This is a genomic window from Mesorhizobium ciceri biovar biserrulae, from assembly GCF_001618845.1.
GTDB lineage: Bacteria > Pseudomonadota > Alphaproteobacteria > Rhizobiales > Rhizobiaceae > Mesorhizobium > Mesorhizobium ciceri.
Genome location: NZ_CP015064.1, coordinates 3,935,975 through 3,959,641 on the forward strand (window position 1 = coordinate 3,935,975; position 23,667 = coordinate 3,959,641).

The following is a 23,667-nucleotide window of genomic DNA, read 5'->3' on the forward strand; positions in this document are numbered from 1 at the left end:
TATACGCGTAACATGAAGCCCATCTACATCGAATACCTCAATGCCCTCGACATCGATGCCCTTGCCATGACCGATGGCGAAATCATCGCCGCCGTCGAGGCTGGCCTGGTGGCGCAAGGCAAGGGCCAGACGGTGATCGAACCGCGCGTCCATCTCGAGCCGGACCCGTCCTTCCACGGCCATTTCAATGTGTTGCGCGGCTACGTCGCGCCGCTCGACACGGCCGGCGTCAAGATCGTCGGCGACTATGTCGACAATTACCTGCATGGCCTGCCTTCCGAATTCGGCATCCTCAACCTGTTCGACCCGCGCACCGGCGCGCCGCGCGCCATCCTCGACGCCACCGTCATCACCGACATGCGAACCGGCGCCGTCACCGCCATCGGCGCCAGGCATCTGGCGCGCAAGAATTCCAAGGTGCTGGCCCATATCGGCGCGCGCGGCACCGCCTACTGGAATGTGCGCCTGCTCGACCATCTCTTCGACTTCGACGAGATTCGCGTCCATTCGCGCCGCCCGGAAAGCCGCGACGGTTTTGCCGCCGAACTCTCCGCCGATCTCGGCAAGACGGTCACAGCGGTGGCCGACTGGAAAAGCTGCATCGAGGGCGCCGACATCGTCGTCGAGGCCTCGCGGCTGCCGGAGCCGCAGCCGTTGCTGAAGACCGAATGGATCAAGCCCGGCGCGCTGGTCGTGCCCTATGGCACGATGAGCGCGGTGGAACTGTCGTTGACCGACATCATGCAGAAAATGGTCGTCGACGATTGGGGCCAGTGCAAGGGCGGCAAGTTCGGCTCGCTACGCGCCCATGTCGAGACCGGGCGGCTGAGCGAGAAGACGCTGCATGCCGAGCTCGGCCAAATCGCCGCCGGCCTGAAAGTTGGGCGCGAAAGCGACGACGAAACGATCCTGTTCTGGCATCGTGGCCTGTCGCTGTCTGATATCGCGTTGGGCAAGGCGATGCTGGCCAAGGCGCAGGCGCAAGGCATCGGCCAGAGACTGCGCTTCGCATGAGCGCGCTCGTCCTCACCGGAACCGGCGTCGGCGTCGGCGATGTCGCTGCGGTCGCCCGCGATGGGCGCAAGGTGGAGATCGGACCCGATGTCATCGGCAGGCTGGAGAAGGCACGAAAAGTGCTCGACCAGGCTGCAGCGTCCAGCCAGCAGATCTATGGCCTGAACACCGGGCTCGGCGCCAATCTCGGCACTGCTGTAGAGGGCGATGCCGGAGCCTTCCAGCGCCAGTTGCTGGAGGGACGCAGCGGCGCCGTCGGCGAAGGATTGCCGGTCGATGCCGTGCGGGCAAGCATGGCCGCGCGTGCAGCGATGCTGTCGGTTGGCGGATCCGGCCTTTCGTCTTCCGTCTTCGTTGCTTTGCTCGACGCGCTCAATGCCGGCGTCCATCCCGTCATGCCCTCGCTCGGTTCGATCGGAGCCGGCGACCTGGTGCTGATGACGGCACTCGCCCGCATGCTCACCGGCGAAGGCGAAGCCGACTATCAGGGGCCGTCGCATACCGGCGGCCAAGGCGCTGATGATGGCGCGCCTCGCCCCGATCAGCCTGGCGCCCAAGGACGGGCTATCGCTGATCAACGCATCGGCGGTTTCCGCCGGCAGCGGCGCACTTGCAGTGACGGATGCCCTCACTGCCCTGGCCCAGCAACAGCATGCCGGGGCTTTGACCATGGAAGGTTTTGGTGCCAACCGCACCATCCTCGACCCGCGCCTGCATATGGCGCGCCCGGCAGCCGGCCAGCAGGAAGCAGCCAAGGTGCTGCACAATCTGCTCGTCCGAGACGACGCGCCGGCACCGACCACCTTGCAGGACCCGCTGTCGATCCGCTGCATGTCGTCGGTCCATGGCGCACTGATCGAGGCGATCGGCCAGGCGAGACAGGCTGTCGAGATCGAGCTCAACGCCGCCGCCGACAACCCGCTGGTGCTGGGGGATGATGAACTGGTACTGTCGACCGGCAATTTCCACACCGCCGCACTGGCGCTCGCCTTTGAGACGCTCGGCCTGGCGATCGCCCAATGTGCCGCGGCCAGTGCCGCGCGCTTCATCCAGCTCACCGGTTCGGGCCGCAATGGCCTACCGAAATATCTGTCGCCGGTCGGCGGCGCCTCGGCCGGCTTCGTGCCGCTACAGAAGACAGTGACCTCGATCCTGGCCGCCATCCGCCACAAGGCCAATCCGGTGATGCTCGACTTTCTGGCCGTGTCGGAGGGCGTCGAGGATCACGCCACGCAGACACCTCTGGCGGTTGCGAAATGCGCAGGGATGATCGCGCTGTGGCGGCGGCTGATCGCCTTCGAATTGATGGCCGCGGCACAGGCCGTCGACCTGCGCGACGGCTTCACACTGGCGCCGCGCACGGCCGCACTTCACGCGGCGATACGCTCGCTCGTCCCCATGCTGAAAGAGGACCGGCCGCTCGGCATCGACGCCGAAGCGCTTTACGCCGCGCTCGCCGGCGGAAATTGGCCGGCCTGACGCGGCTTCTCAGAAGACGACGGTCTTGTGGCCGTTGAGCATGACGCGGGCTTCGAGATGCAGCTTGACGGCGCGCGCCAGTACCCGGCTTTCGATGTCGCGCCCGACGGCGACGAAATCCTCGGCGCTCATCGCATGGGTGACGCGTTCGGTCTCCTGATCGATGATCGGGCCCTCGTCGAGGTCGGAGGTGACGTAATGCGCCGTCGCACCGATCAGCTTGACGCCGCGGTCGAAAGCCTGGTGGTACGGCTTGGCGCCCTTAAAGCTCGGCAGGAACGAATGGTGGATGTTGATCGCCCGTCCGAACAGCCGGTCCGACAGACCTTTTGAAAAGACCTGCATGTAGCGCGCCAGGATGACCAGTTCGGCCCCTGTCCGCTGCACCAGGTCCAGCAGCTTCTGTTCCTGTTCGGCCTTGTTCTCCTTGGTGGTCGGCCAATGGTGGTAGGGAATGCCCTCCAGCTCGGCGAAGCGGCGGGCATCCTCGTGGTTGGAGACGACGGCTGCAACCTCCGCGTTCAGCCAGCCGACCCTGATCTGGTACAGCAGATGGAGAAGCGCGTGGTCGAACTTGGAGACCATGACGATGATCTTCGGGCGGCGTCCCTGATCGACCAGCGCGGTCTTCATGCCGAAGCGGTCGACGCTCGATTCCAGGGCCCGCGCCAGACTGTCCCCGGTCGAGCCTGGCGGGCTGATGAAGGCGATCCGCATGAAAAAGCGATTGGTCTGCCGGTCCCAGAACTGGCTGCTTTCGGCGATGTTGGCGCCGTTCGCGGCAAGCTCCGCCGTGACGGCGGCGACGATCCCCGGCCGATCCTCGCAGGAAAGCGTGAGAATATGAACCGGCGCGGCCTCGTCCGTCGCATCATTGCCTTGAGATTTCACGCCCCGTCGACCCTCTTCATGAACAGGCTGAGTTCAGCCGGATCCATATGCACCACATGCCTGTCTTCGGGATAGGCGAGACTGTTCACGTCGGCAACATATTCCGAAAACGCGGCGATACGCTCGGCCTGCAAACGATCATATTCGGCGGCGAAATTGCGATACACCTTGGAATGACGGGGCATGTGGCCACGGTTCTGGCCGAGAATGTCGTCGGCGAACAGATATTGCGCATCGCAACCGGTACCCGCTCCCATCGACAGCATGATCAGCGACGTCCGCTCCGAGATCGTCTTGGCCACCTCGACCGGCACCACCTCGATCTCGGCGCCGATGGCGCCTGCAGCCTCCAGCTGCTTCACCGCCGCGAAGATATCCATGGCGGTGTCGGCGGTCTTGCCGACCGCCTTGAAGCCGCCAGTCCAGGTCGCGCGAGAAGGAATGAGGCCAACATGGCCGATCACCGGGATATTGTCATCGGCCATCCGCTTGATCGTGGCGTAGCCGGCGCTGCAATAGACCGCGTCGGCGCCGGCCTTGTAGAGCCGGAAGGCCCAGCGCACGAAATCGTCCGCCGTGCCGATCTCGTAGAAATTGTCGCCCGGCATGGTGAACAGGCTGGGCGCCGCGTCGCGGTACTCAGGGTTGAGCACCAATTCGGGCGGCACCGAGACGATGTCGACCCCTGCGCGCTCCGCGGCCTCGGCCTCGTCCATCGTCAGCACACGCAGCATGGTCAGCTGTCGCTTGCCCTTCATGGCGCGCAAATCCGCCACCGTCGGTCTTTTTCGGCTCATCAAAAGGATTCCCTCAGTTGCATTCGGCGGCAGGTCAGCCGATCTGGATCATCACTTTGCCAGCCTCGACCTTCACCGGATAGGTGGCGAGATTGACGCATACCGGTGCGCCCCGGGCAACACCCGTCTTGTAGTTGAAGCGGCCATTGTGCTTGGGGCATTCGATGATGTCGTCCATCACCAGCCCATCGGCCAGATGCGCCTTCTCATGCGTGCAGTATCCGTCGGTTGCGAAGTACTCGTCATCGGGACTGCGATAGATGGCGAAGGTACGGCCGCCATGATCGAAGCGGATGACATCCTCTTCCTCGACATCGTCGACGCCACACGCTTCAACCCAGTCGGCCATCTGCTTCTCCCCTATTCCGCCGCCGCCGGAACGGTCAGTGCATGGAATTCGTCCCGGTACGGCCGCGCCGTCGGCGGCAATTCACGTTTGAGGAAATAATCCTCGTACTGAAGCTGCTTCAGCAGCACCGGCCAGACCTCGCGATAGGCATGCCACATCGAAGGGTTCGGCTCGGGCAGATCGTGCTTGATCAATTCGTGCAGCCTCGGCAGCGCGTGATAGGGCACCATCGGGAACATGTGATGTTCGACATGATAGTTCATGTTCCAATAGATGAAGCGGCTGATCGGGTTCATGTAGACGGTGCGCGTGTTCAGCCGGTGGTCGGTGACATTGTCGGCCAGGCCGATATGCTGCAGCAGGCCGGTCAGCACCATGTGCCAACTGCCGTAGAGGCGCGGCAGGCCGATCAGCACCAGCGGCAGGAACGACCACAGATGAAGCGCTAGCCCGATCGCCGCGACATAGATGGCGACATGCCAGCGCGCGGCTGTGACCACCTTGTGAAGCTCCATCTCGGGAATAAAGCTTTTCTCGTCCGGCGAGATGCTGCCGAACGCATTGCGCAACAGCGTCGGCAGCGAATAGCGGAAATCGAGAACACCGGTGAAGGCGAGTGCGGCGCGCAGCAGGTCCGGCGGACGCATCACCGCGATCTCGGCGTCGCGGCCGACGATGATCGTGTCGGTGTGGTGGCGGGCATGGCTCCAGCGCCAGGTCACCGGATTGCGCATCAGCATGAAGCTGGCGATCTGGTAGACGGCATCGTTCATCCAGCGTGTGCGGAAGGCGGTGCCGTGGCCGCACTCGTGCCAGCGCGAGTCGCTGGACGAGCCGTAGAGCACGCCATAGACGAGCAGGAACGGCACCACCCACCACGTGCCCCAGAACCAGGCGATCCCGGCGGCGGAACCCAATATGGCAACGATCCAGATGATCGTGTCGCGGATCGCCGGGCCGTCCGAGCGCTGCATCAGCTCTTTCATCGCCTTGCGCGGCACATCGGTGTGATACCACTCGGCCGAGGCCAGCCCGGTCTCGATCGCGATGCGCGTGCTTTCCCCGACCAGGCTGTAGTCGCGCTTTTTCTCCATCACATCGACCTCCGATTTCCGGCCCGCCAGCCGGAGCATTCGTTTCGCCTCATGCCCTGTCCGCCAATCCCGGAAAATTACCCGACGGCACAGGATAATCCTGTTGCGGCTGCCTGGCGATCGACGCGATCTTTGCTTCGGCCTCGGCGATCGCGCCGGCGCCGTCGAGCACCCGGAACACCGCGTCGTAAGAACGGCTTTCACTATGCTCCAGCCAGATCATCTCGCCCCGCTCGCGCGCCGCGAGATTGCCGAGCACATGATGCGTCGAGGGTTCGATGCCCAGCGCATACTGCCCCGCCTGAAAATTCTGCCATTGATAGGCGCAAGGCAGCTGATCCTTGCGCGTCACCACTTCGAAGCCGAGCCCGAGCTGATCGTTGACCACTGCCACCGGCACCTCGCCATTGGCGTCCGCCGCCATCTCGTGCTGCCAGACCTGCTCGCTGAAACCCGATTGCGGCGCCGGCATCGTGCGGTAACCCACCTTCTGCGCCTGGTAGCGCTCGCCGGCATGGCCAGCCCAGACGACGTCGCGGATCGGCGCCAGATAGCGCGAACCCTCGTCGAGCAAGGGATGGCTGACATTGACGTGGTAAAAATACATGTGCGGCGTGCGGTTGAAACCGTGGTTGACGACGCGATCCGACAGCCGGATCTCGTTGCCGCCGACATCGGCCTCGATACGCCGGATCAGATGCAGATCCTCGCCGAACACTGCCGATTGCTGCACGGTGCCTTCGGCCCACAGCACGCAGCGGTCGCCGTCCCAGGTCTCGCCATAACCGGTCAGCCGCGCCGGAATGGTGCCGACGCGGCCATGCAGCGAATGGATCACAGTCTTCCTGCCCGGGTAGTTGTAGCTATCGGCCGGCACTTCTTCCCGGCCCAATATGTGGTCGAGGCCGCAGGTGACAAGCAGCCCTGAAAACGAACGCGCCCAGGCGAGCCCCCCTTCCCCCTCATAATCGTGCAGACCGGGGTTGCGAAAGCCGCTCGGCGAATGCCAGCCGATCGCCTGGCCCTTGAAGTCGCAATCGGCGATGTCGAGCGCCCGGTCGACCAGCGCCGTGAAACGCAGCCCCGTGCCGGTGCGGAACTCCAGCATGCGGATGCCGCGTTCCACGCCGTCGCCAAGCGTCATCAGCCGCACGCCGGCAAATTGCGACAGCATGCCCGAACGTTCCGACACCTGCCGGCGCGAAAGCGTCTTGCCGTAGAGTTCTACCATGTGACGGCCAACTTCTTCACTTCGCTCTCGTCTCTTTCAGCAGGGCCGACATATCGGCGCCGGTGATGATGCTTTCCACGGTCAGAAGATCGGTATCGGCAACCGTCTGCTCGGCGACGATCTCGCCGCGGCGCATGACGATGATGCGGTCGGCGACCTGGAACACGTGATGGATGTTGTGGGTGATCAAGAGCACGGAATGACCGGCGTCACGCACCTCCTTGACGAAGCGCAGCACGCCATGGGTTTCCTCGACACCGAGATTGTTGGTCGGTTCGTCGAGGATGATGACCTTGGCGGCGAACTGCATGGCGCGAGAAATCGCGATCGACTGCCGCTCGCCACCCGATAGCGTCGAGACCAGCGCATCGGCGTCGAGTTTTTTCGAGATGCCGACGCGCTTCAACAGCGCCGACGCCGCGTCTCGCAATTTGGCGAAATCGAGCGGCGCGAACACGCCCAGCCATTTCAGCTTGACCGGCTCGCGCCCAAGGAAAAGATTGCGCGCGATGCTGAGATCCGGCGCAAGAGACGTATCCTGGTGGATGGTCTCGATGCCGAGGTCCATCGCGTCGCGTGTCGAACGGATCGAAACCTTTTCACCGCGCACATAGATGTCGCCACGGTCGATCGGAAACACACCGGAAATCGCCTTGATCAGCGTCGATTTGCCGGCGCCGTTGTCGCCGAGCAGGGCCACCACCTCGCCTTCCTTGAGGGCAAAGGACGCATTCTTCAGTGCGCGGACGCTGCCGAAGGATTTTTGCAGATTCTGCAGCCGGAGAACTTCCATCGTCAGCCCCTTGCGGCGTTCTTCTGCAGCAAAGCGTGCAGGATGAGCATGGCGAGGATGATCAGGCCGACGAAGATGTTGTAGGCGAGGCCCGGCACGCCGATCAGCACAATGCCGTTGCGGATGGCGCGCAGCATCAGCGCACCGACGATGGTGCCGAGGATCGTGCCGCGTCCGCCGGTCAGCGCCGTGCCGCCGACCACCACCATGGCGATCACTTCGAGCTCGTAGCCGGTGCCGGCCACCGGTGAAGCGGCCGAAATGCGGAAGGCGCTGATCATGCCGGCCAGCCCCGCCAGAACCGAAGTCAGGATGAACAGCCACACCTTGACGGCGTCCGCCGGCACGCCACGCGCCACCGCCGCGTTGCGGTTCGAGCCGATGGCGCTGATCCAGTTGCCGAGCTTGGCATAGCGCAGCACGTAGATTGCCAGCAGCGAGAGACCGATGAACCACCACAGCGAGGTGTAGAACCGGAACGAGCCGACATTGAAGCTGCCGGCCAGCAGCGTCACGAAAAAACCCGGCTGGTCCCAGGATTTCAGCGGAAAGCCCTGCGTGATGTAGAGCGCTGCCCCACGCACCACGAGCAGCATCGACAGCGTGACCAGGAAGGACGAAATGCCGATCTTGGTGACGATCAGCCCGTTGATGGCGCCGATGGCGATGCACAGCAGAAGCCCGGCCAGAAGGGCGACACCTATATCGACGCCGCCGTTCTGCACCAGGAGCATGACGATGACCGGCGCCAGCCCGAACACGGCGCCGACCGAGAGGTCGAACTCGCCCGCCGTCAACAGCAGCGTCATGCCGAGCGCGATGATGCCGAGCTCGGGCAGGAACGCCATCATGTTGGAGATGTTGAGCGGCGACAGGAAATTGGCATCGGCAACGGCGAACACCGCGAGCAGGACAATGAGGATGACGAGCGAGGAGAATTGCGGCGAGCGCATAAGGCTCGATCTGCGTTTCCCGACAGGCATTTCGTCTTCTGCGGCGATCATCATGACTGCTTGAACCATGCTTTGAAGAGACGCCCGCAGCTTACGCCGCGGGCACCGTTTTCACTTCGTGTCGTAGAGTTTCAGGATCGGTTCGACGCTCGAGGCGTCGTAGAGGCTGAACGTATGGATGTCGTAGCCGATCGGCTCACCCGAAGCGGCGAGCCCGAGCAGCGCCACCGGCATGAAGCCCTGCGCAGACGGGAACTGCCAGGCGGCCGCGTTGACGAAACCGGATTTGACGGCTTCCGCGGTTTCCTTGGAATTGCCCCAGCCGACGACCGGGATCTTGCCGGCCGGCACGCCGGCGCCGTCGAACACCCGCTTGACGCTGGCCGCGACGGAATCGCCAAGCGCGATGATCGCCGGCGGATTGTTGGCCACCATGTAGTCGGTCATCTTGGCAATGATGCCGGCCGGGTCGGTGCCGCAATCGACCACATCATATTTGATCCCCAACGGATCGAAGACGCTGGCGATGCCTTCGGTCTCCAGCTGCTGATAGCTGGCGCCGGGCACTTCCACCGGCAGGAACACCTTGTCGCCCTGCTTCACCATCTTGTGGTCGACAAGATACTTGGCCCAGATGACCCCCGCCTCCTTGAGATCGGCGCCGACATAGGCCTGCCGTCCGGTCGCCGGATCGTCTGTGTTGAAGAACACGATCGGGATGCCGGCTGCCTTGGCCGCCTTCACCTCTTCCGTCCACAAGCCCGGCTGGGCCGACGTGGTGGCGATGCCGTCGGGCTTGGCCGCAAGCGCGGAATTGAAGGCCTCCTTCTGCGCCGCCATGTCGCCGCCGCTGAATGAGATCTTGCAGGTCACCTTGAGCTGGTCGCAGGCTTTGGTCGCGCCGGCATTCCAGTCCAGCCAGAACGCATCCGACGGACCGCCATGCGACAGCAAGTAGAACGTCTTCTGGCCATCCTGCGCCATTGCCGGCGCGCTCAACGAGACGCCGGCGAGCAGCGTTACGGCAGCCGCCAGTTTCAATGCGAATTTCAACATTTTTTCTCCTCCCTTACTTTGGAACCGAACCGCGCCGCCGCGAACCAGCGGCGCGAGAAGGCCGTCACAGACCGTTGGCGCGGAACTTCCCGTCGAGGAATTTCTTGGCCCTCGGCACGTCGTCTTCCGAGAGATGCTCGATGATCACCGGGATGTTCGGATGCTTTTCCGCCAGCCGCTGGAGATAGAGGTCGTAGTTCAGCGAACCGAGGCCCGGTGCCGGCAACTCGATCTCACCGACGCCACGGAATGTATGGCTCTCCAGCGCGTCCTCGTCGCCGATATCGGCGTGCTTCTCGGACTTGTCGCCGCCCGAACGCTTGACGTCCTTGGCGTGAGCTATTCTGATCTTGTCGGTCAGCGTGTCGAACACCTGGTTCAGGATCTGGTCCATCCTGTCGATGTTATGCGTCTCGAAATAATTGGTCGGGTCCATCAGCAGACCGAGGCCGGGGTGATCGACCTGCGCGAACATCTTGACCGTCTCCTCGACCGAGCCGACGACGTTGTTGACATAGGTTTCGAGCAGGAAGACCGCGCCGTGGTCATAGGCCGTCTGGGCAAGGTCGGCGACCACCTTGCGGCATTCCTCGAACCCTTCCTCGGTCTTGTTCTTGGGGTGATGCACCCAGTCGGATTCGGTGTTGTAGGTGCCGGTTTCCGAGATCACATACGGGCTGCCGAAATGGCGGGCGTTGCGGATGATCTCTTTGAGGTAGCCGACGCGCTTGTCGCGCTCGGCCTTGTCCGGGTGGATGATATTTGTGTAGCCGGAAATGCAGCACACCGGCAGGTGATGATCGCGGAAGACGTCGCGCACCTTCTTGGCCTTGTCCTTGGTGATCTGCCCGGCCGACAGGTCGACATCCTTGAAGTGGAGGTCGAGTTGCACCGTGTTGAAATCGAGCCCGCGGATCTTCTTCGCCGTCTCTTCGAGGCCGTACGGGAAATAGCCCGTGAAAATACCTGCCTGCATCATGGTGTGAATTCCTCCCTGTAAGCGATTCAGTTGTTTGGTGTTTCAGCTGCGGTGATCAGGTAGCGATTTCGGAAAGCTTGACCGTGCGGGCCTCGTCGATCGAGCGGTAGCCCGCCTCGACCAGCGCCATGGTCTTGACGTTGTCGGCGACCGACAGCGCCGGCGGCGTGCCGGTCTTCACCGCGTGCTGGAGCTGCTCCATCACACCGATAAAGGCATGCGGGAACCACATCGTGTCCCAGCTCGGGCTGACCCATTCGCCGCCGGTCGTCTCGGTCGAAGCGTAAGTCAGCGTCGAGGCAGCGCCCGTCGGCCAGCCGATGGTGCCCTTCGCGACCCCCTTGCTGCCGTCGACGCGCCAGTTGATGTGCTGGTCGTCCTTGTAGCCATCCTGGCGCGGACCCGACCAGACATCCTCCAGCGACACGGCAAGCACGCCGGACGGGAAGCGCAGCGTCGACACGGTGATGCCGTCGGAGTGGTCGAATGTCGTGCGCGGGTCTTTGCGTGTCAGCGTGGTGATCTCGTCGGGATCGCCGAACAGGAAGCGCAGCACGTCGAGATGATGCACGCTCATATTGGCGAGCGTCAGCCGGTCATAATCCTCGAGAAAGCTCTGCCAATGCGGGATGGCGTGCATGTCGATCTGCGCGAAGACGATGTCGCCCAGCGCGCCGCTGTCGATGATCTGCTTCAAGACGCGCATCGATTGGTCGTAGCGCATGTTCTGATTGACCGAGAGGATCTTGCCGGCCTTGGCCGCCTCATCGCGCAGCTTGACCGCTTCCTCGACTGACAGCGCCAGCGGCTTCTGCGCCAGGATCGCCTTGATATGCTTCTGCCTCAGCGCGTGACGGATCAGCGCCGGCTGCAGGTCGGGCGGGAAAGCAAGGTCGATGATCTCGACATTTTCGTCCTCGATCAGTTTTTCCGGTGTGTCGTGGACGGTCGAAATGCCCCAGCGCGTCGCCACCTTATCGGCGCTGGCCCTGGTGCGCGAGGCGATTGCCACCACCGGGAACCCGGCTTCCTTGTAGGCGGCGAGATGGCACTCGGCCATGATCATGCCTGCGCCGACACAGCCGATCTTGTATTCCTTCGTGCGGACCTTCACGTCCGGCTCGAAGCCTTTGCTTGCCATCTCTTCCTCCCGAAACTCTTTCCTTGCGGCGGCCGTCATCGTGCCAACGCCCCGCCGCTCTGTTCGAAATAATGCACTCTGGCCGGCTCGCAGGATATCGCCACCATGGCATCCGGCCGGATGTCGGGCTGGCCGCGCAGCAATGCCTTCAACCGCGCCTGCCCGGCAGCGAGCGTCACCACAGTGTAGCCGCCAAGCGGCTCGACCTCGAACACTCGCGCCGGGCGGCCCGGCCCCCCATCCGCCCACGGTCTGACCTTGATGTCCTCCGGCCTCAGCCCGATCTCCACGGCGTCGGCGGGCGCTGTCTTGTCGTCGATGCGGATCGTGCCTTCAGCCGCTTCGACACCGCCATCGCCGCGCGCCGATCTGAGGATGTTCATCATCGGCGAACCAAGCAGCCTTGCCACATAGGTGCTGGCCGGGCGGTCGTAAATCTCTGCCGGCGTACCGATCTGCCTGATCTTGCCGTCCTCCAAGATGGCGATGCGGTCGGCGACCGACATCGCCTCTTCCTGGTCGTGCGTGACGTAGATCAGCGTCTTTCCGAGTTCGCGCTGGATGCGCTTCAGCTCGACGCGCGTTTCTTCGCGCAGCCTGGCGTCGAGCGCCGAGATCGGATCGTCCATCAGATAGGCATTGGGATCGCGCACCAGAGCCCGGGCGATCGCTACGCGCTGCCGCTCCCCGCCCGAAAGCTGTCCCGGCGGCTTGTGCAGGATATGGCCGATATGCAGCTTCGCCGCGACGTCGGTGACCCGCCGCTTGATCTCGGCCTCGGCGACCCGGCGTTCGACCAGGGGAAAGCGGACATTTTCGAGCGCGCTCATATGCGGAAACAGCGCCAGGTTCTGGAACACCATCGCCACGTTGCGCTCGGCCGGCGACATCGCGTTGACCGGCCTGCCTCCGATCAGGATTTCGCCGGTGTCAGGTGCCTCCAGCCCGAGCACCAGGCGCAGGATGGTCGACTTGCCCGACAGCGGCGGACCGAAGAAGCAGAAGAACTCATTGTCGTTGACGGTGAACGAGGCGTCGTCGACGGCGAGTGTATTGCCGTAGCGTTTGGTCACATTACGGAAGACGATATCGGCCATCTCAACCTGCCTTCATCGCAAGGCCGGTAGCGGCGTCGAAGACGCGCACCGACGACGTAGTGGGAGCGATGACAGCGGTGTCGCCGATAGCCAGCCCGACATCATTGTCGAACACCGTTTTCACAGCCGCCTCGCCCTGGCCGAGATGAACGATGGTGCGCGCACCGATCCGTTCGACAAAGGTCACCGGCATTGCGAGGCCCTGCCCATTCTGCACCAACGTCGCCTGTTCAGGCCGGAATCCGTAAAGCACCTCGCCGCGTGCACCACGCATGGCCGCTGCGAGTTCGCCCGGCAGCGGCGGCGTGACGCCCAGCGGTCCGAGATCGACGACCAGTCCGCGGTCGCTCTCCGCCGGCCTGCCCTTGAGCAGATTCATGCCCGGCGCACCGATAAAGCGGGCGACGAAGACATTGGCTGGATCGTTGTAGACCTCGAGCGGCGTGCCGACCTGCTGCAAAACCCCATGATCCATGACCGCGATGCGGTCGGCCATGGTCATCGCCTCGAGCTGATCGTGGGTGACATACACCATGGTCTGGCGGAACTGCCGCTGCAGCTGCTTCAGTTCGGTGCGCATGACGGCCCGGAAAGCGGCGTCGACATTGGAGAGCGGCTCGTCGAGCAGGAAGATCGCCGGCTCCATGATCGCCGAGCGGCCGATCGCCACCCGTTGCAATATATTGACCGACAGCCTGTCGGCCTTGCGGTCGAGCAGCGGCGAAAGCTGCAGCATCTCGGCGATGGCGCCGACACGGCGATCGATCTCGGCTTTGGCAGCCCCTCGCATTTTTGGTCCATAGGCAAGGTTCTGGCGCACCGTCATATGCGTGAAGATGGCGTAGTTCTGGAACACGAAGCCGACGCCACGCCGGCCCATCGGCACGCCGGCCATGTCGCGCTCGCCAAACAGGATCTTGCCGCCGGTCGGTTCTTCCATGCCGGCGATCATGTTCATCGTCGTCGACTTGCCGCAGCCCGACGGGCCGAGCAGCGCCATGAACTCGCCATCTGATATTGCCAGGTCCATGGTCTTCAGCGCGGTGAAGTCGCCGAATTTCTTGACCAGGTTTTGCAGGTGGATGGCGCTCATGCCGGTACCTCGCGTGCACGCGCCATGCGCTTCATGGCAAACACCGCGACGATCGACAGCACGACCAAAATGGCCAGCGCGATCGCCGCCACATAGCCCCAGATCAGGTCCTGCGTGGTGAGCTTGTAGATGTAGACCGAGATGGTTTCGGTAGCGACGCCTGGACCGCCGCCGGTCATGATGTAGAGCGTGTCGAAGATCTTGAAGTTCTCGATCACCCGGATCGCCAACGCGATGATGATGATCGTCTTCATCTTCGGCAGCACGATGGTGACGAAGCGCTGCCACGGATTGGCGCCGAGCAGCGTCGCCGCCTTGATCTGGTCCTCCGGCACGCCGACCAGGCCGGCAAGCAGGATAAGGAACATCAGCGGCGTCCATTGCCAGATGTCGGCGACCATCACCGCAATCAGCGCCAGAGTCGGATCCGACAGCCAGGCGATGGTGACGGGAGATCCGGTGAGCGCCGACAAGATGTCGTTCACCGGGCCGCCCGACTGGAACAGCATGAAGAACATGTAGCCGGCCACGGCAGGCACCACCATCATCGGCATCAGCAGGATCGAATAGAAGACGCGCTTGCCCGGGAAATCGTCGGCAAACAGTGTCGCCAGCGCCAGCCCAAGCAGGAATTCCGCCGGCACGCAGACGATCATGACGATGGCCGTACGCTTCAGCGCGCTCCAGAAGCGCGCGTCGGCGGCGAGATCGGTGTAGTTGGCAAAGCTGTTCCACATCGACCAGGCGTTCCACCAGCCGGTGCCCGACAGGGGCGACCAGTCGGTGACGCTGATGTAGAGCTGCATCAACAGCGGGAAGGCCGAGATGAACAGCACCAGGATCTGCGCAGGCAATGTCAGCCGGAAACCCAGCCTTGCGCCCTCATCGCGCGAAACCGGCTTTGCTCCGACGGCTTTCACCTCATCCTTGGAAGTCATGACAGTCACCGCGCTCATTGCTTGAGCGCCCCGAATGTCAACCCGCGCACCAGATGGCGTTGGATGGCGATGCCCATGATGACCGGCGGCACGGCCGCGATCAGGCCAAGCGCCGCCTTGGCGCCATAGAGCTGCCCGGTCATCGAGGAGGATAGCGAGGCCATGTAGACCGGGATGGTCACCCATTCGCGCGTCGTCAGAAGCAGCGCGATCAGATAGTCCGACCAGTTGAGGATGAAGACGAAGAGCGCAGCACTGGCCAGCGGCGCGCGCATCATCGGCAGCGTGATGCGCGTGAAGACGCGCAGCCGCGAACAGCCTTCGACAAGCGCCGCCTCCTCGATCTCGCGCGGCATGTCGTCGAAGAAGGTCTTCATCAGCCAGAAGGCGAACGGCAAGGTGACGATGCCGTAGATCAGCGCCAGGCCCCACCAGCTGTCGGTGAAGTTGAGGAAAGCCCACATGATCATCACCGGGATCATGACCGCCATCGGGGGAAAAATCCTGAGCTGGATCAGCGCCAGCGGCAGGTTCTGGCCGGAGCCGAAACGCGACAGCCCATAAGCCGCCGCAGTGCCCGCCGACATGGCGATCACCGTGCCGAAAACCGCCGACAGCAGCGATGCGAGGATCGGCTTCAGCGCGTTACGGTCGAGCGCGACGATCAAATTGTTGGTCGACTCGCCGAAGACGAAACGAAAATTGCTGAGCGTCGGGTTCTTCGGCCACCAGGTCAGGTCGGCGCCGGTCGCCGACCATTCGGCGATCGGCTTGAACGCCATCGACACCATCCACAGGATCGGCACCAGCGTCACCGCCATGGCCGCGAAGATCGCGGCATAGCGGAATATCAGGAAAGGAACGGAACGCTTCATCTGGCGGCTTTGCTGGTGGCGTTGTGGGCGGAGGGGAGAAGCAAGCTCCTCCCCTCCTTCGATGTGATCCAGGGAGAAGGATCAGACGATTGGATCGAGAACTGTCGGCCAGGCCTCCTTGTTGGTCTTGATGGCTTCGAGCAGTTTGTCCTCGCCGGTGCGCCGGGCGATCTTTTTCCACTCTGCCTCGGTATCGGCCATCGCCTGCTCCGATGTCTTGGCCTTGGTCAGCGCCGCCATCAGGTTCTCGTCGAGCGCATTGTGGAAGGCTGTCGCGCCGGGATAGTTGATGGTCGGCACGGTGCGCGCCACCGTCTCGCGCACGACGTCCATGTGGTAGGCATGATAGGTCTGGCGCACCAGCGGATCGGAGAAGTCCGAAAGCCGGAACGGGTCCAGATAACCGCCGGGATTGGCACTCATCCAGGCGTAGATACGGGCCGAGCCCAGCCATTGCAGCAGGAGGTAGGCGACCTCCTGGTTCTTCGACTGTGACGAGACCATGCCGGTCAGCGAGAACCACAGCACCGAACGGCTGATCAGCTTGCCGTCGATCTCGCGGCCGGGCGGCAGCATCGAGCCGATCTTGCCGGTGACGGCTGAGTCCTTGTTGCCGGCATTGTCGAGGAATTTCGGCAGGTTGGAGAAGGCGCAGGTCATCGCCGCACCACCCTTGGCGAAGTTGCCGTATTGCTCCGGCCAGCCCCAGGAGATCGCATCCGGCGAATGATGTGCGAGCGAAGCGACATATTCGTCGGTGGCGGCAATGCCTTGCTCGGAATTGATCATCGGCTTGCCGTCATCGCCAAACAGGAATTGGTTGGGCGAAGCCATCGAGACATAGCGCTGGTACCAGTTGGTGTAGCCCCAGCCCTGGTTGCGCAGGTCGGTCGAGCCGAACAGGCCCTTGTCCGGGCGCTGGAAGAAGGCGGCGATGTCGCCATGCTGCTTCCAGGTCTTCGGCGGCGCCAGATCGTAGCCGTATTTGTCCTTGAAGGCCTTCTTCTCGGCTTCGTCGCCGAACAAATCGGTGCGGTAGACCCAGGTCTGGAAGTCGCCGTCCAGCGACACGCCATAGCTGGAGCCGCGGTATTTGTTGAGCAGCGACACGCCCTTGGCGCCGTTGACATAGCCGCTGACGGGATCGTCCCATTCGGGCTTGTGCTGCGCGACAAAGTCATCGAGCTTGGCGATGCCGCCGGTTTCGGCGAGGTCGCCGAGGCGGTTCCATTCGGTCGAATAGATGTCATAGGCCCCACCCTTGGTGGAGATGTCCTGCATCGTCTTGGTGAATTCCTGGCCGTTCGGCAAACCGACGATTTCGATCGCGATGCCGGTTTCCTTTTCCCACAGCTCCTTGATCGACGGCGCACCGGCCGGGAACGGCTGCGTGAGCTGGCCGATCGAGCCGTCGGACAGGCCGAGCACGATCTTGGCGGGCGCCTTGCCGGCGCCCTTCAGCGCCTTGGCCGCCTCGATGGCGCGGCCTTCCGGCGTGTCGGCGCCATACTGGTAGCGCTCGGCTCCATCGAAGCCCGTCGGGCCGCCGATCATGCCTGGCGCCAGCGCGTCGGCCGCATAGGCGCGGCCGGGACGAATGAATTGGGGTGCGATACCAGCGGCGGCCATGATCACAGCCGCCTTTCCTCCGGATGCCAGCAGCCGGCGCCGCGAGATGCGGATCAAGTCAGACATTGAAACTCCTCCCTCAGGGCCACGTTTCCTCCACGGCCCTTATGAGGGATATTGACGGCAGCATGGCAAGGCTGTCAACATCATAAATAATCAAAACACCTCACAACATCGCAATAGGGCAAGGAAATGCACAAAAACGGGATCCATGCATCATGCCGGGTGCTTCAATTTGAGGGCACACGACCCTTCCCGGCCCTGCGCAGCCCTGCCGGACCATTTGATTTAGCGCGGCGGCTTGCGCATAGGCTAAGGGCGGATACATCATTTCCCATCAGAATCGCCGATGGCGGGGAAGCCGTCACCAGCCGATCTGACGCATGCAGGAGATGAAAGACGGTGCGTTCCACCCTGACTGACATAGCCCGGGAAGCCGGCGTCTCGGCCGCCACTGTCGACCGCGTGCTCAACAACCGACCCGGCGTGCGGGCGCGCACGCGCGAAATCGTGCTCGAAATGGCGCAGCGCCTCGGCTACATCGCCGAAGGCCCGAACGGCGCGCCGCCACGGCCTGCGCCCGGCGAGGTCATCCGGCTCGACTTCGCGCTGCCGGCCGGCACCAATTCCTTCATCAAGATGCTGCACCGGCACATCGAGGCACAGGCTCTGGCGCGGCCCGACCTCGATGTCCATATCGCCACCATCGAGGGCTTCAATCCTGACCGGCTCGCCCGCCTGCTGCAGGACCTGCGCGGACAGACGCAAGGCGTCGGCGTTATAGCGCTCGACCATCCGACGGTGCGCGAAGCGATCCGATCCCTGTCGGCCAACGATATCAAGGTGGTGACCATCGCCTCCGACATCCTGCATGTGCCCAGGGTCGCCTATATCGGCATCGACAACCGCGCCGCCGGGCGGCTGGCCGGCTATCTGCTCAACCGCTTCATGGGATCGGGGCATCCGGGCAAGGTGGCGCTGTTCGCCGGCTCGCTGTCCTATCGCGGCCACGAAGAACGCGAGATGGGGTTCCGCCACGTCCTGACCGAGGAATCACCCAACCTGCAGATCGTCGAGATGCGCGAAATGCTCGACGACCGCGAGAAGGCCTATTCGGAGGCATCGGCCCTGCTGGAGCGGCACCCCGACCTTGCCGCGATCTACAATGTCGGCGCCGGCAACACCGGCATCGCCCGCGCGCTCAAGGAGCACGGCCGCGCCCAGTCCATGGTCTTCCTCGGCCACGAGGTGACGGACGGCACCAAGGACCTTCTGCTCGACGGCACGCTCGACGCGGTCATCGACCAGAACCCGCGCGTCGAAGCCCGCGAAGCGCTCAACACTTTGACCCATGCGGTCCGGGGATTGCCCTATGAACTGCACCAGCCAAGGCTGCAGGTGATCTTCAAGGAGAACATCCCTGAGATTTGACGGACCAGACGAACGGGGCAGCGCGGTAAAGCGCCCGCCCCGCTCGATGCTTCCAGTCTATTGGACGGCAGCGATTTTAGCCGCGGCGCCATCGACAAAGCTCTTGTCGACCCATTTTCCGTAGTCGATCGAGCCCTTCAGGAGCCCGGCGCTGGCCATGAATTTCTCCTCGCCCTGCAAGGCGGCGATCGCGTCGTCGGTTAGTTTCGGATCCTGGTGGAACACCCCGTCGGCATAGGTCTTGCGGACGGATTTCTCCGACGACTTGGTCGCCTCCACAAACGTCTTGATCGTCTCGTCCGGATGAGCGTCGGCCCAACGCGAAATCTCGATGTCGACCTTCAGCAGCCGCTTGACCAGATCGGGATATTTCGCCGCGAAGGCGCCGTTGACCGAGATGACGTTCGGCACGTTCCATTCCGGATGGGTGCTGGTGTCGAACAGCACCCGCGCCTCGCCGGTGTCGACCAGCTTGGCCGCCGTCGAATCCGTCTCGACAATGGCGTCGATATCGCCGCGCAGCAGCGCCGGGCCGGATGCCTCGAAAGGCAGGTTCAGACCTTCGACGTCATTGGTGGTCAGGCCGACGCTGTTCAGTGCCTTGCTGAAGTTCGAATGCCGCACCGTTCCGGTGAGATAGGCGACCTTCTTGCCCCTGAGATCCTGCAGCGTCTTCAACGGCGAGTCGGTTTTGACGACGATGTAGGAACCGCCGGCCTTCACATAGCTCGACAGGCCGATCAGCTTGACGTCGGCGCCGGACGCAGCAACGCGCAGCGCCGGATTGTTGCCGGTATAGGTGAACTCGATGGCGCCGGTCGCCAATGCCGTCGTGGCTTCCGAGCCACCGTTGAAGGTCACCAGTTCGACCTTGATGCCGTCCTTGGCGAATTCCTTGTCCCACCAGCCGTCCTTCTGGGCGAGGATGAATTTGAGGTGCCCCGGCGCCGTGCTGCCGATGCGGATGATGTCAGGCTTGTCCTGTGCGAAGGCAGGCATGCCGCCAAGGCCGATGACAACGGCAATGGCGCCCTTCAGCAGCAGCCGGCGAATTGCGTCGAATGGAATGTTGGGCATGGGAAAATCCTTCCTGTTTGGAATGATGGGGCCGCTTAAATGAGCGAGGTCTCGGACTGGCCCTTCCAGGCTGTTGCCCAGCGCTCGAACCAGACGAGCAGGTAATTGACGGTCAGGCCGATGACGGTCAGCGTCAGGATGCCGGCGTACATGTCGGCCGTTTCCATCATCAGCTGCGAGTTCTGGATGAGGAAACCGAGGCCGGATTTGGCCGCCAGCATCTCGGCGCCGATGACCGCGAACAGCGAGGATTTCACCGCCAGCCGAGCGCCGGCGACGATCGAGGGAATGCTGGCCGGCAGGATGACTTTCCGGAAAAGGTCGAAGTCGGACGTGCCCATCGAGCGCGCAGCCTTGATGAGCAGCGGATCGACCGACTTGACGCCGCTGATCGTGTTGACGAGGAGAAAGAAAACCGAGGAGTAGAAGGTGATCGCGACCTTCGATTCCTCGCCGATGCCGAGCAGCAGGATGAACACCGGCAGAAGCGCGAATTGCGAGGTGTTGCGCAGCGTCTGCACCAAAAGGTCGGAAACCTTCTCGAACAGCGAATAGCGCCCCATCAACAGACCGAGCGGGATGGCCACCACCACGCCGAGTGCGAAGCCGATCGCGGCACGCTGCAGGCTCATGCCGATATGCTCGATCAGCACGCCCGAAGCGAGCAGCGCCCACCAGGCGACCAGCACCTCGCTCAGCGGCGGAAAGAAGATCCGGTTCAGCCAGCCGAGCCGGGGCGCGATCTCCCACAGCAGGAAGAACAGGCCGAGCAGCGGCAAGCCATAGAGGAATGTGCCGTGGCTCGCTTTCTTGCTCCGGATCTTGGCGTTGGCCTTGATGGCGGGGACCCTGGCGGCGGCTACCGTTTCGCCAGCGCCGGCAAACAGGTGGAGCGCTCCAGCGGAGCCAAACTTCTCGGTCAGATAGGCCATGGGTCCAGTTCCTCAGTGACTGAAGGCTGGCGACAGAGTCCAGTCCTTCTGCGCCTTGTTGACCTCGTCGCGCAGCACGTCCCAGACGCGAGCGCGATATAGATTGAATTCGGCGCTGGCGCGGATGTCGCCGTCGCGCGGCCGTGGCAGGTCGATATCGATGATCTCCTTCACCGCGCCCGGCCGCGCCGTCATCACCACCACCCGGTCGGCGAGGAAGATCGCCTCGTCGATCGAGTGGGTGACGAAAATGACAGTCGTGTTGATCTTGCCCCAGATCCGCAGCAGCTCGCCTTGCAGAAGCTCGCGCGTCTGCTGGTCGAGCGCCGCGAACGGCTCATCCATCAGCAACACTTCCGGGTTGCTGGCCAGCGCACGCGCGATCGCCACACGCTGCTGCATGCCGCCGGACAGCTGGTTGGGAAAACGGTCCTCGAAGCCGGCAAGGCCGAACAGCGACAACAGATGGCGGGCCGTCGCCGTGCGCTCAGCCTTGGCCACGCCGCGCACTTCCAGCGCATATTCGATGTTGGCGAGCGCCGTGCGCCAAGGAAACAGCGCATATTGCTGGAAGACATAGCCGGTCTTCGGGTCGGGCCTGGTGATGCGCCGGCCATCGAGCTTGACGTCGCCGCCGGTCGCCTGCGTCAGCCCGCCAATGATGTCGAGCAGCACCGACTTGCCCGAGCCGCTGGGGCCGACCAGCGTGATGAACTCGCCCTTACGGATCGAGAGGTCAACGCCGTCGAGCACGGTGACGCGGTCGGTCGCCTCGCCATCGACGGTGACGAACTGCCCCGGCTTGAGCTGGAAGGTCTTGCTGATGTCGCTGACGACGATACGGTCCATATCTGTCTCCGATCGGTTCACTGCGCCACGCGAATGCGGTGCGTCGGGTCGAATTCCGAGCCGCCGGCCTTGCCGCGCTTCCAGCCGAGCGCGCGGGCATAGGAGCCAAACAGCTGTCGGGCGTCGGCCTGAGCTTCCGTGATGCCGGTCGGCCCTTCGGCGAACTCGGCCACATAGAGCGCGTCGGTCGGGCAGTAGATCTCGCACAGGAAGCAGGTCTGGCAGTCCTCCTGGCGGGCGATCACCGGCACGCCGCTCTCGGTCGCGTCGAAGACGTTGGCCGGGCACACCTTGACGCAGATGTCGCATTCGACGCAGCGCGTGGCCGAGACGATCTCGATCATGACGCCAGCTCCGCCAGCCGCTCAGGCGCGCCTGCGATGCGGAACGCATCCACACCGGTGATGACCAGCCGGTGCGCGAAGGCCGGGCTCTTGCCCGGCAAATCGGTGCGGCGATGCATACCGCGGCTCTCGGTGCGGTGCAGCGCTGCGGCCACGGACCAGCGCCCGGCGGCGGCGATCGAAGCTGCCTCTCGGGTACGGACCCTATCCAGCCCGTCGCCCTGCAGATGGTCGCGCACGTCGCGCCAGACACTCTCCAGCCGCTCGCCGCTTTTCTCCAGGCCTTCGCCGGTGCGGAAGAAATTCTTGTCGAGCGGCGTCACCTCACTGCGCACCGCCTCGATGACTTCGCCTGCCGAGATGTCGACGCGCGGCGATGATGCAGGACGTAATCCAGCCTGGCCAAGCGACTGCACCTCAGTGCGGAATGCCTTGCCGGTCCGGCGCTTGGCATGGGTCGAAGCGCCCTTGCCCGCCCACCAGCCGCTGGCCAGCGCCCAGGACGAATTGACGGCGCCGCCGCCCGACACCGCACCGGTCATGATCTCGCGGCTGGCCGCGTCGCCGGCGACATAGAGGCCGGGTACGCCGGTGGCGCAATCGTCGGAGACGATGTCTATGCCGCCCGTGCCGCGCACCGTGCCTTCGGCGCGCAGGGTGATGCGGAACAGCTCGCTGAAAGGGTCGATGCCGGCGCGGTCATAGGGCACGAAGCAATTCGGCTGGCCCTGGCGCAGCCAGCCCTGCAGCGCCGGTTCGGCCTGATCGAGCCGCGCGTAGACCGGGCCGTCGATCAGCGCGCGCGCCACTTCCTCCTCGCGGTCGCCGATGCCGTTGCGCAACGGCTCGCCGGTCGGCCCGACGATCGGTGAGCCATCTTCGCGATGGAACGACGCCCAGCGGAACGGCAGCCCCTTGTTCAACGAGGAGCCGTAGGGCGCCAGCGTGTATTTGCCGGTGAACTCCATGCCCGACAGGCTGGCGCCGGCCTCCGCCGCCATCAGATAGCCGTCGCCGGTCAGCCCGGTCGCGCCGAGGATGCGCTCGCGGAAAGCGCAGCCACCGGTCGCCAGCACCACCGCGTTGGCGTCAACGCGCCAATCCTGACCGATCTGCCTGGCGACACCGGCGGCGCCGACGATGGCATCGCCGTCCGACAAAAGTTCGAGCGCGGGATGATGGTCGAGGACGGTGACGCCGGCCAAAAGCACGCGGCGGCGCATGAAGCGCATGTAGTCCGGGCCGCGCAGATTGGCGATGTAGAGCCGGCCGTCATCCTCGCTCGGGAAGGGATAGCCCCATTCGGATAGCCTGAGCAGGTTGCGGTAGGCGGTGTCAACGCAGCGCAGCATCCAGCGCGGGTCGGCGAGTTCGCCGGTGCGCTGCCAGTGTCGCTCGACCACGGCATGCCTGTTGTCGCCCGGCGGCACGCACCAGGTGCCGGTGTTGGACGGCGCGGTGGCGCCGCTGGTGCCGAGATAGCCCTTGTCGGCCAGCACCACCTTGGCGCCGGCCTCGGCCGCGGCGACTGCTGCCCAAGCTGCCGACGGACCGCCGCCCAGCACCAGCACGTCGGCCTGGAGCAGCAAGCTGTCGGAAGCGGATTTTTGCGGCTCGGGCATGGA

At 63.8% G+C, this 23,667-nt stretch carries 22 protein-coding genes and 1 pseudogene; 3 read left to right on the top strand and 20 right to left on the bottom strand.

Translation table 11 applies throughout. From position 1 onward, the window contains the following. Nucleotides 1-12: 12 nt before the first annotated feature. Both A4R29_RS18375 and A4R29_RS18380 read left to right on the top strand, forming a co-directional pair. A complete protein-coding gene (locus tag A4R29_RS18375; RefSeq protein WP_063172544.1) occupies nucleotides 13-1,014 on the top strand; it encodes an ornithine cyclodeaminase family protein in 1,002 nt (333 codons plus the stop codon). After that, a pseudogene (locus A4R29_RS18380) lies at nucleotides 1,011-2,493 on the top strand (HAL/PAL/TAL family ammonia-lyase). Before A4R29_RS18375 ends, A4R29_RS18380 begins: the two are co-directional and overlap by 4 nt. 9 nt (nucleotides 2,494-2,502) lie before the next feature. Here A4R29_RS18380 and purU read toward each other — a convergent pair. The 15 genes from purU to A4R29_RS18455 all read right to left on the bottom strand — a co-directional run bounded on the left by purU (nucleotide 2,503) and on the right by A4R29_RS18455 (nucleotide 17,475). Beyond that, entirely contained in the window at nucleotides 2,503-3,384 is an 882-nt protein-coding gene (gene purU, locus A4R29_RS18385) for a formyltetrahydrofolate deformylase (protein WP_013530834.1), read from the bottom strand. Beyond that, nucleotides 3,381-4,181 carry a 3-methyl-2-oxobutanoate hydroxymethyltransferase gene (locus tag A4R29_RS18390; protein WP_063172545.1) on the bottom strand — a complete coding sequence of 267 codons (801 nt, stop codon included), beginning with the start codon at nucleotides 4,179-4,181 and terminating at the stop codon, nucleotides 3,381-3,383. Before A4R29_RS18390 ends, purU begins: the two co-directional genes overlap by 4 nt. A gap of 34 nt (nucleotides 4,182-4,215) precedes the next feature. After that, nucleotides 4,216-4,530: a MocE family 2Fe-2S type ferredoxin gene (locus A4R29_RS18395; RefSeq protein WP_013530832.1), complete on the bottom strand. Its 315-nt coding sequence runs from the start codon at nucleotides 4,528-4,530 to the stop codon at nucleotides 4,216-4,218. Between the two features lie 11 nt (nucleotides 4,531-4,541). Beyond that, on the bottom strand, nucleotides 4,542-5,663 hold the full coding sequence (locus tag A4R29_RS18400) for a fatty acid desaturase family protein (protein ID WP_082827440.1): 1,122 nt from the start codon (nucleotides 5,661-5,663) through the stop codon (nucleotides 4,542-4,544). 10 nt (nucleotides 5,664-5,673) lie between these two features. After that, the gene (locus tag A4R29_RS18405; RefSeq protein WP_063168537.1) at nucleotides 5,674-6,855 is read right to left on the bottom strand and encodes an aldose 1-epimerase family protein; all 1,182 of its coding nucleotides are present in this window, start codon (nucleotides 6,853-6,855) and stop codon (nucleotides 5,674-5,676) included. Nucleotides 6,856-6,871: 16 nt separating this feature from the next. Further along, nucleotides 6,872-7,654, bottom strand: coding sequence for an ATP-binding cassette domain-containing protein (locus A4R29_RS18410; RefSeq protein WP_024501560.1), 783 nt, complete (start codon nucleotides 7,652-7,654; stop codon nucleotides 6,872-6,874). Beyond that, on the bottom strand, nucleotides 7,651-8,631 hold the full coding sequence (locus A4R29_RS18415) for an ABC transporter permease (RefSeq protein ID WP_032898639.1): 981 nt from the start codon (nucleotides 8,629-8,631) through the stop codon (nucleotides 7,651-7,653). The genes A4R29_RS18410 and A4R29_RS18415 overlap by 4 nt, the downstream gene beginning before the upstream one ends. A gap of 81 nt (nucleotides 8,632-8,712) precedes the next feature. Continuing rightward, nucleotides 8,713-9,657 carry a sugar ABC transporter substrate-binding protein gene (locus tag A4R29_RS18420; RefSeq protein WP_024501562.1) on the bottom strand — a complete coding sequence of 315 codons (945 nt, stop codon included), beginning with the start codon at nucleotides 9,655-9,657 and terminating at the stop codon, nucleotides 8,713-8,715. 64 nt (nucleotides 9,658-9,721) lie between these two features. Beyond that, the gene (locus A4R29_RS18425; RefSeq protein ID WP_013530826.1) at nucleotides 9,722-10,636 is read right to left on the bottom strand and encodes a sugar phosphate isomerase/epimerase family protein; all 915 of its coding nucleotides are present in this window, start codon (nucleotides 10,634-10,636) and stop codon (nucleotides 9,722-9,724) included. A 55-nt stretch (nucleotides 10,637-10,691) separates the two neighbouring features. Continuing rightward, nucleotides 10,692-11,777, bottom strand: a complete 1,086-nt coding sequence (locus A4R29_RS18430) for a Gfo/Idh/MocA family protein (RefSeq protein ID WP_063172546.1) — start codon at nucleotides 11,775-11,777, stop codon at nucleotides 10,692-10,694. A gap of 35 nt (nucleotides 11,778-11,812) precedes the next feature. Further along, nucleotides 11,813-12,874 (bottom strand): ABC transporter ATP-binding protein, encoded by a 1,062-nt coding sequence (locus A4R29_RS18435; protein ID WP_063172547.1) that lies wholly within the window; start codon nucleotides 12,872-12,874, stop codon nucleotides 11,813-11,815. 1 nt (nucleotide 12,875) lies between these two features. Then, nucleotides 12,876-13,967, bottom strand: coding sequence for an ABC transporter ATP-binding protein (locus A4R29_RS18440; protein WP_063168540.1), 1,092 nt, complete (start codon nucleotides 13,965-13,967; stop codon nucleotides 12,876-12,878). Continuing rightward, nucleotides 13,964-14,923, bottom strand: coding sequence for a carbohydrate ABC transporter permease (locus A4R29_RS18445; protein ID WP_013530822.1), 960 nt, complete (start codon nucleotides 14,921-14,923; stop codon nucleotides 13,964-13,966). The genes A4R29_RS18440 and A4R29_RS18445 overlap by 4 nt, the downstream gene beginning before the upstream one ends. Then, nucleotides 14,920-15,780 carry a carbohydrate ABC transporter permease gene (locus tag A4R29_RS18450; protein ID WP_013530821.1) on the bottom strand — a complete coding sequence of 287 codons (861 nt, stop codon included), beginning with the start codon at nucleotides 15,778-15,780 and terminating at the stop codon, nucleotides 14,920-14,922. Before A4R29_RS18450 ends, A4R29_RS18445 begins: the two co-directional genes overlap by 4 nt. An 81-nt stretch (nucleotides 15,781-15,861) precedes the next feature. After that, nucleotides 15,862-17,475: an extracellular solute-binding protein gene (locus tag A4R29_RS18455; RefSeq protein ID WP_063172548.1), complete on the bottom strand. Its 1,614-nt coding sequence runs from the start codon at nucleotides 17,473-17,475 to the stop codon at nucleotides 15,862-15,864. A 336-nt stretch (nucleotides 17,476-17,811) separates the two neighbouring features. On the opposite strand from A4R29_RS18455, the gene A4R29_RS18460 reads away from it, so the two are divergent. After that, nucleotides 17,812-18,840 carry a LacI family DNA-binding transcriptional regulator gene (locus tag A4R29_RS18460; protein WP_013530819.1) on the top strand — a complete coding sequence of 343 codons (1,029 nt, stop codon included), beginning with the start codon at nucleotides 17,812-17,814 and terminating at the stop codon, nucleotides 18,838-18,840. Between the two features lie 57 nt (nucleotides 18,841-18,897). Here the strand turns inward: A4R29_RS18460 and A4R29_RS18465 are convergent, their stop codons facing one another. The 5 genes from A4R29_RS18465 to A4R29_RS18485 are packed head-to-tail and all read right to left on the bottom strand — an operon-like array spanning nucleotide 18,898 to nucleotide 23,664. Beyond that, a complete protein-coding gene (locus A4R29_RS18465; RefSeq protein ID WP_063172549.1) occupies nucleotides 18,898-19,917 on the bottom strand; it encodes an aliphatic sulfonate ABC transporter substrate-binding protein in 1,020 nt (339 codons plus the stop codon). Between the two features lie 35 nt (nucleotides 19,918-19,952). After that, on the bottom strand, nucleotides 19,953-20,849 hold the full coding sequence (locus tag A4R29_RS18470) for an ABC transporter permease (RefSeq protein WP_145923773.1): 897 nt from the start codon (nucleotides 20,847-20,849) through the stop codon (nucleotides 19,953-19,955). Nucleotides 20,850-20,861: 12 nt separating this feature from the next. Beyond that, nucleotides 20,862-21,698, bottom strand: coding sequence for an ABC transporter ATP-binding protein (locus tag A4R29_RS18475; protein ID WP_013530817.1), 837 nt, complete (start codon nucleotides 21,696-21,698; stop codon nucleotides 20,862-20,864). A gap of 17 nt (nucleotides 21,699-21,715) precedes the next feature. Beyond that, entirely contained in the window at nucleotides 21,716-22,042 is a 327-nt protein-coding gene (locus A4R29_RS18480; RefSeq protein ID WP_013530816.1) for a 4Fe-4S dicluster domain-containing protein, read from the bottom strand. Further along, nucleotides 22,039-23,664 carry an FAD-dependent oxidoreductase gene (locus A4R29_RS18485; protein ID WP_063172550.1) on the bottom strand — a complete coding sequence of 542 codons (1,626 nt, stop codon included), beginning with the start codon at nucleotides 23,662-23,664 and terminating at the stop codon, nucleotides 22,039-22,041. Before A4R29_RS18485 ends, A4R29_RS18480 begins: the two co-directional genes overlap by 4 nt. Nucleotides 23,665-23,667 lie beyond the last annotated feature (3 nt).

Coding starts and splice junctions, on each gene's coding strand:
- A4R29_RS18475 (WP_013530817.1), bottom strand. CDS start 21,698: ATGGACCGTATCGTCGTCAGCGACATCAGCAAGACCTTCCAGCTCAAG.
- A4R29_RS18440 (WP_063168540.1), bottom strand. CDS start 13,967: ATGAGCGCCATCCACCTGCAAAACCTGGTCAAGAAATTCGGCGACTTC.
- A4R29_RS18465 (WP_063172549.1), bottom strand. CDS start 19,917: ATGCCCAACATTCCATTCGACGCAATTCGCCGGCTGCTGCTGAAGGGC.
- A4R29_RS18395 (WP_013530832.1), bottom strand. CDS start 4,530: ATGGCCGACTGGGTTGAAGCGTGTGGCGTCGACGATGTCGAGGAAGAG.
- A4R29_RS18430 (WP_063172546.1), bottom strand. CDS start 11,777: ATGGCAAGCAAAGGCTTCGAGCCGGACGTGAAGGTCCGCACGAAGGAA.
- A4R29_RS18375 (WP_063172544.1), top strand. CDS start 13: ATGAAGCCCATCTACATCGAATACCTCAATGCCCTCGACATCGATGCC.
- A4R29_RS18405 (WP_063168537.1), bottom strand. CDS start 6,855: ATGGTAGAACTCTACGGCAAGACGCTTTCGCGCCGGCAGGTGTCGGAA.
- A4R29_RS18450 (WP_013530821.1), bottom strand. CDS start 15,780: ATGAAGCGTTCCGTTCCTTTCCTGATATTCCGCTATGCCGCGATCTTC.
- A4R29_RS18455 (WP_063172548.1), bottom strand. CDS start 17,475: ATGTCTGACTTGATCCGCATCTCGCGGCGCCGGCTGCTGGCATCCGGA.
- A4R29_RS18485 (WP_063172550.1), bottom strand. CDS start 23,664: ATGCCCGAGCCGCAAAAATCCGCTTCCGACAGCTTGCTGCTCCAGGCC.
- A4R29_RS18470 (WP_145923773.1), bottom strand. CDS start 20,849: ATGGCCTATCTGACCGAGAAGTTTGGCTCCGCTGGAGCGCTCCACCTG.
- A4R29_RS18415 (WP_032898639.1), bottom strand. CDS start 8,631: ATGCCTGTCGGGAAACGCAGATCGAGCCTTATGCGCTCGCCGCAATTC.
- A4R29_RS18420 (WP_024501562.1), bottom strand. CDS start 9,657: ATGTTGAAATTCGCATTGAAACTGGCGGCTGCCGTAACGCTGCTCGCC.
- A4R29_RS18425 (WP_013530826.1), bottom strand. CDS start 10,636: ATGATGCAGGCAGGTATTTTCACGGGCTATTTCCCGTACGGCCTCGAA.
- A4R29_RS18400 (WP_082827440.1), bottom strand. CDS start 5,663: ATGCTCCGGCTGGCGGGCCGGAAATCGGAGGTCGATGTGATGGAGAAA.
- A4R29_RS18390 (WP_063172545.1), bottom strand. CDS start 4,181: ATGAGCCGAAAAAGACCGACGGTGGCGGATTTGCGCGCCATGAAGGGC.
- A4R29_RS18435 (WP_063172547.1), bottom strand. CDS start 12,874: ATGGCCGATATCGTCTTCCGTAATGTGACCAAACGCTACGGCAATACA.
- A4R29_RS18445 (WP_013530822.1), bottom strand. CDS start 14,923: ATGAGCGCGGTGACTGTCATGACTTCCAAGGATGAGGTGAAAGCCGTC.
- A4R29_RS18480 (WP_013530816.1), bottom strand. CDS start 22,042: ATGATCGAGATCGTCTCGGCCACGCGCTGCGTCGAATGCGACATCTGC.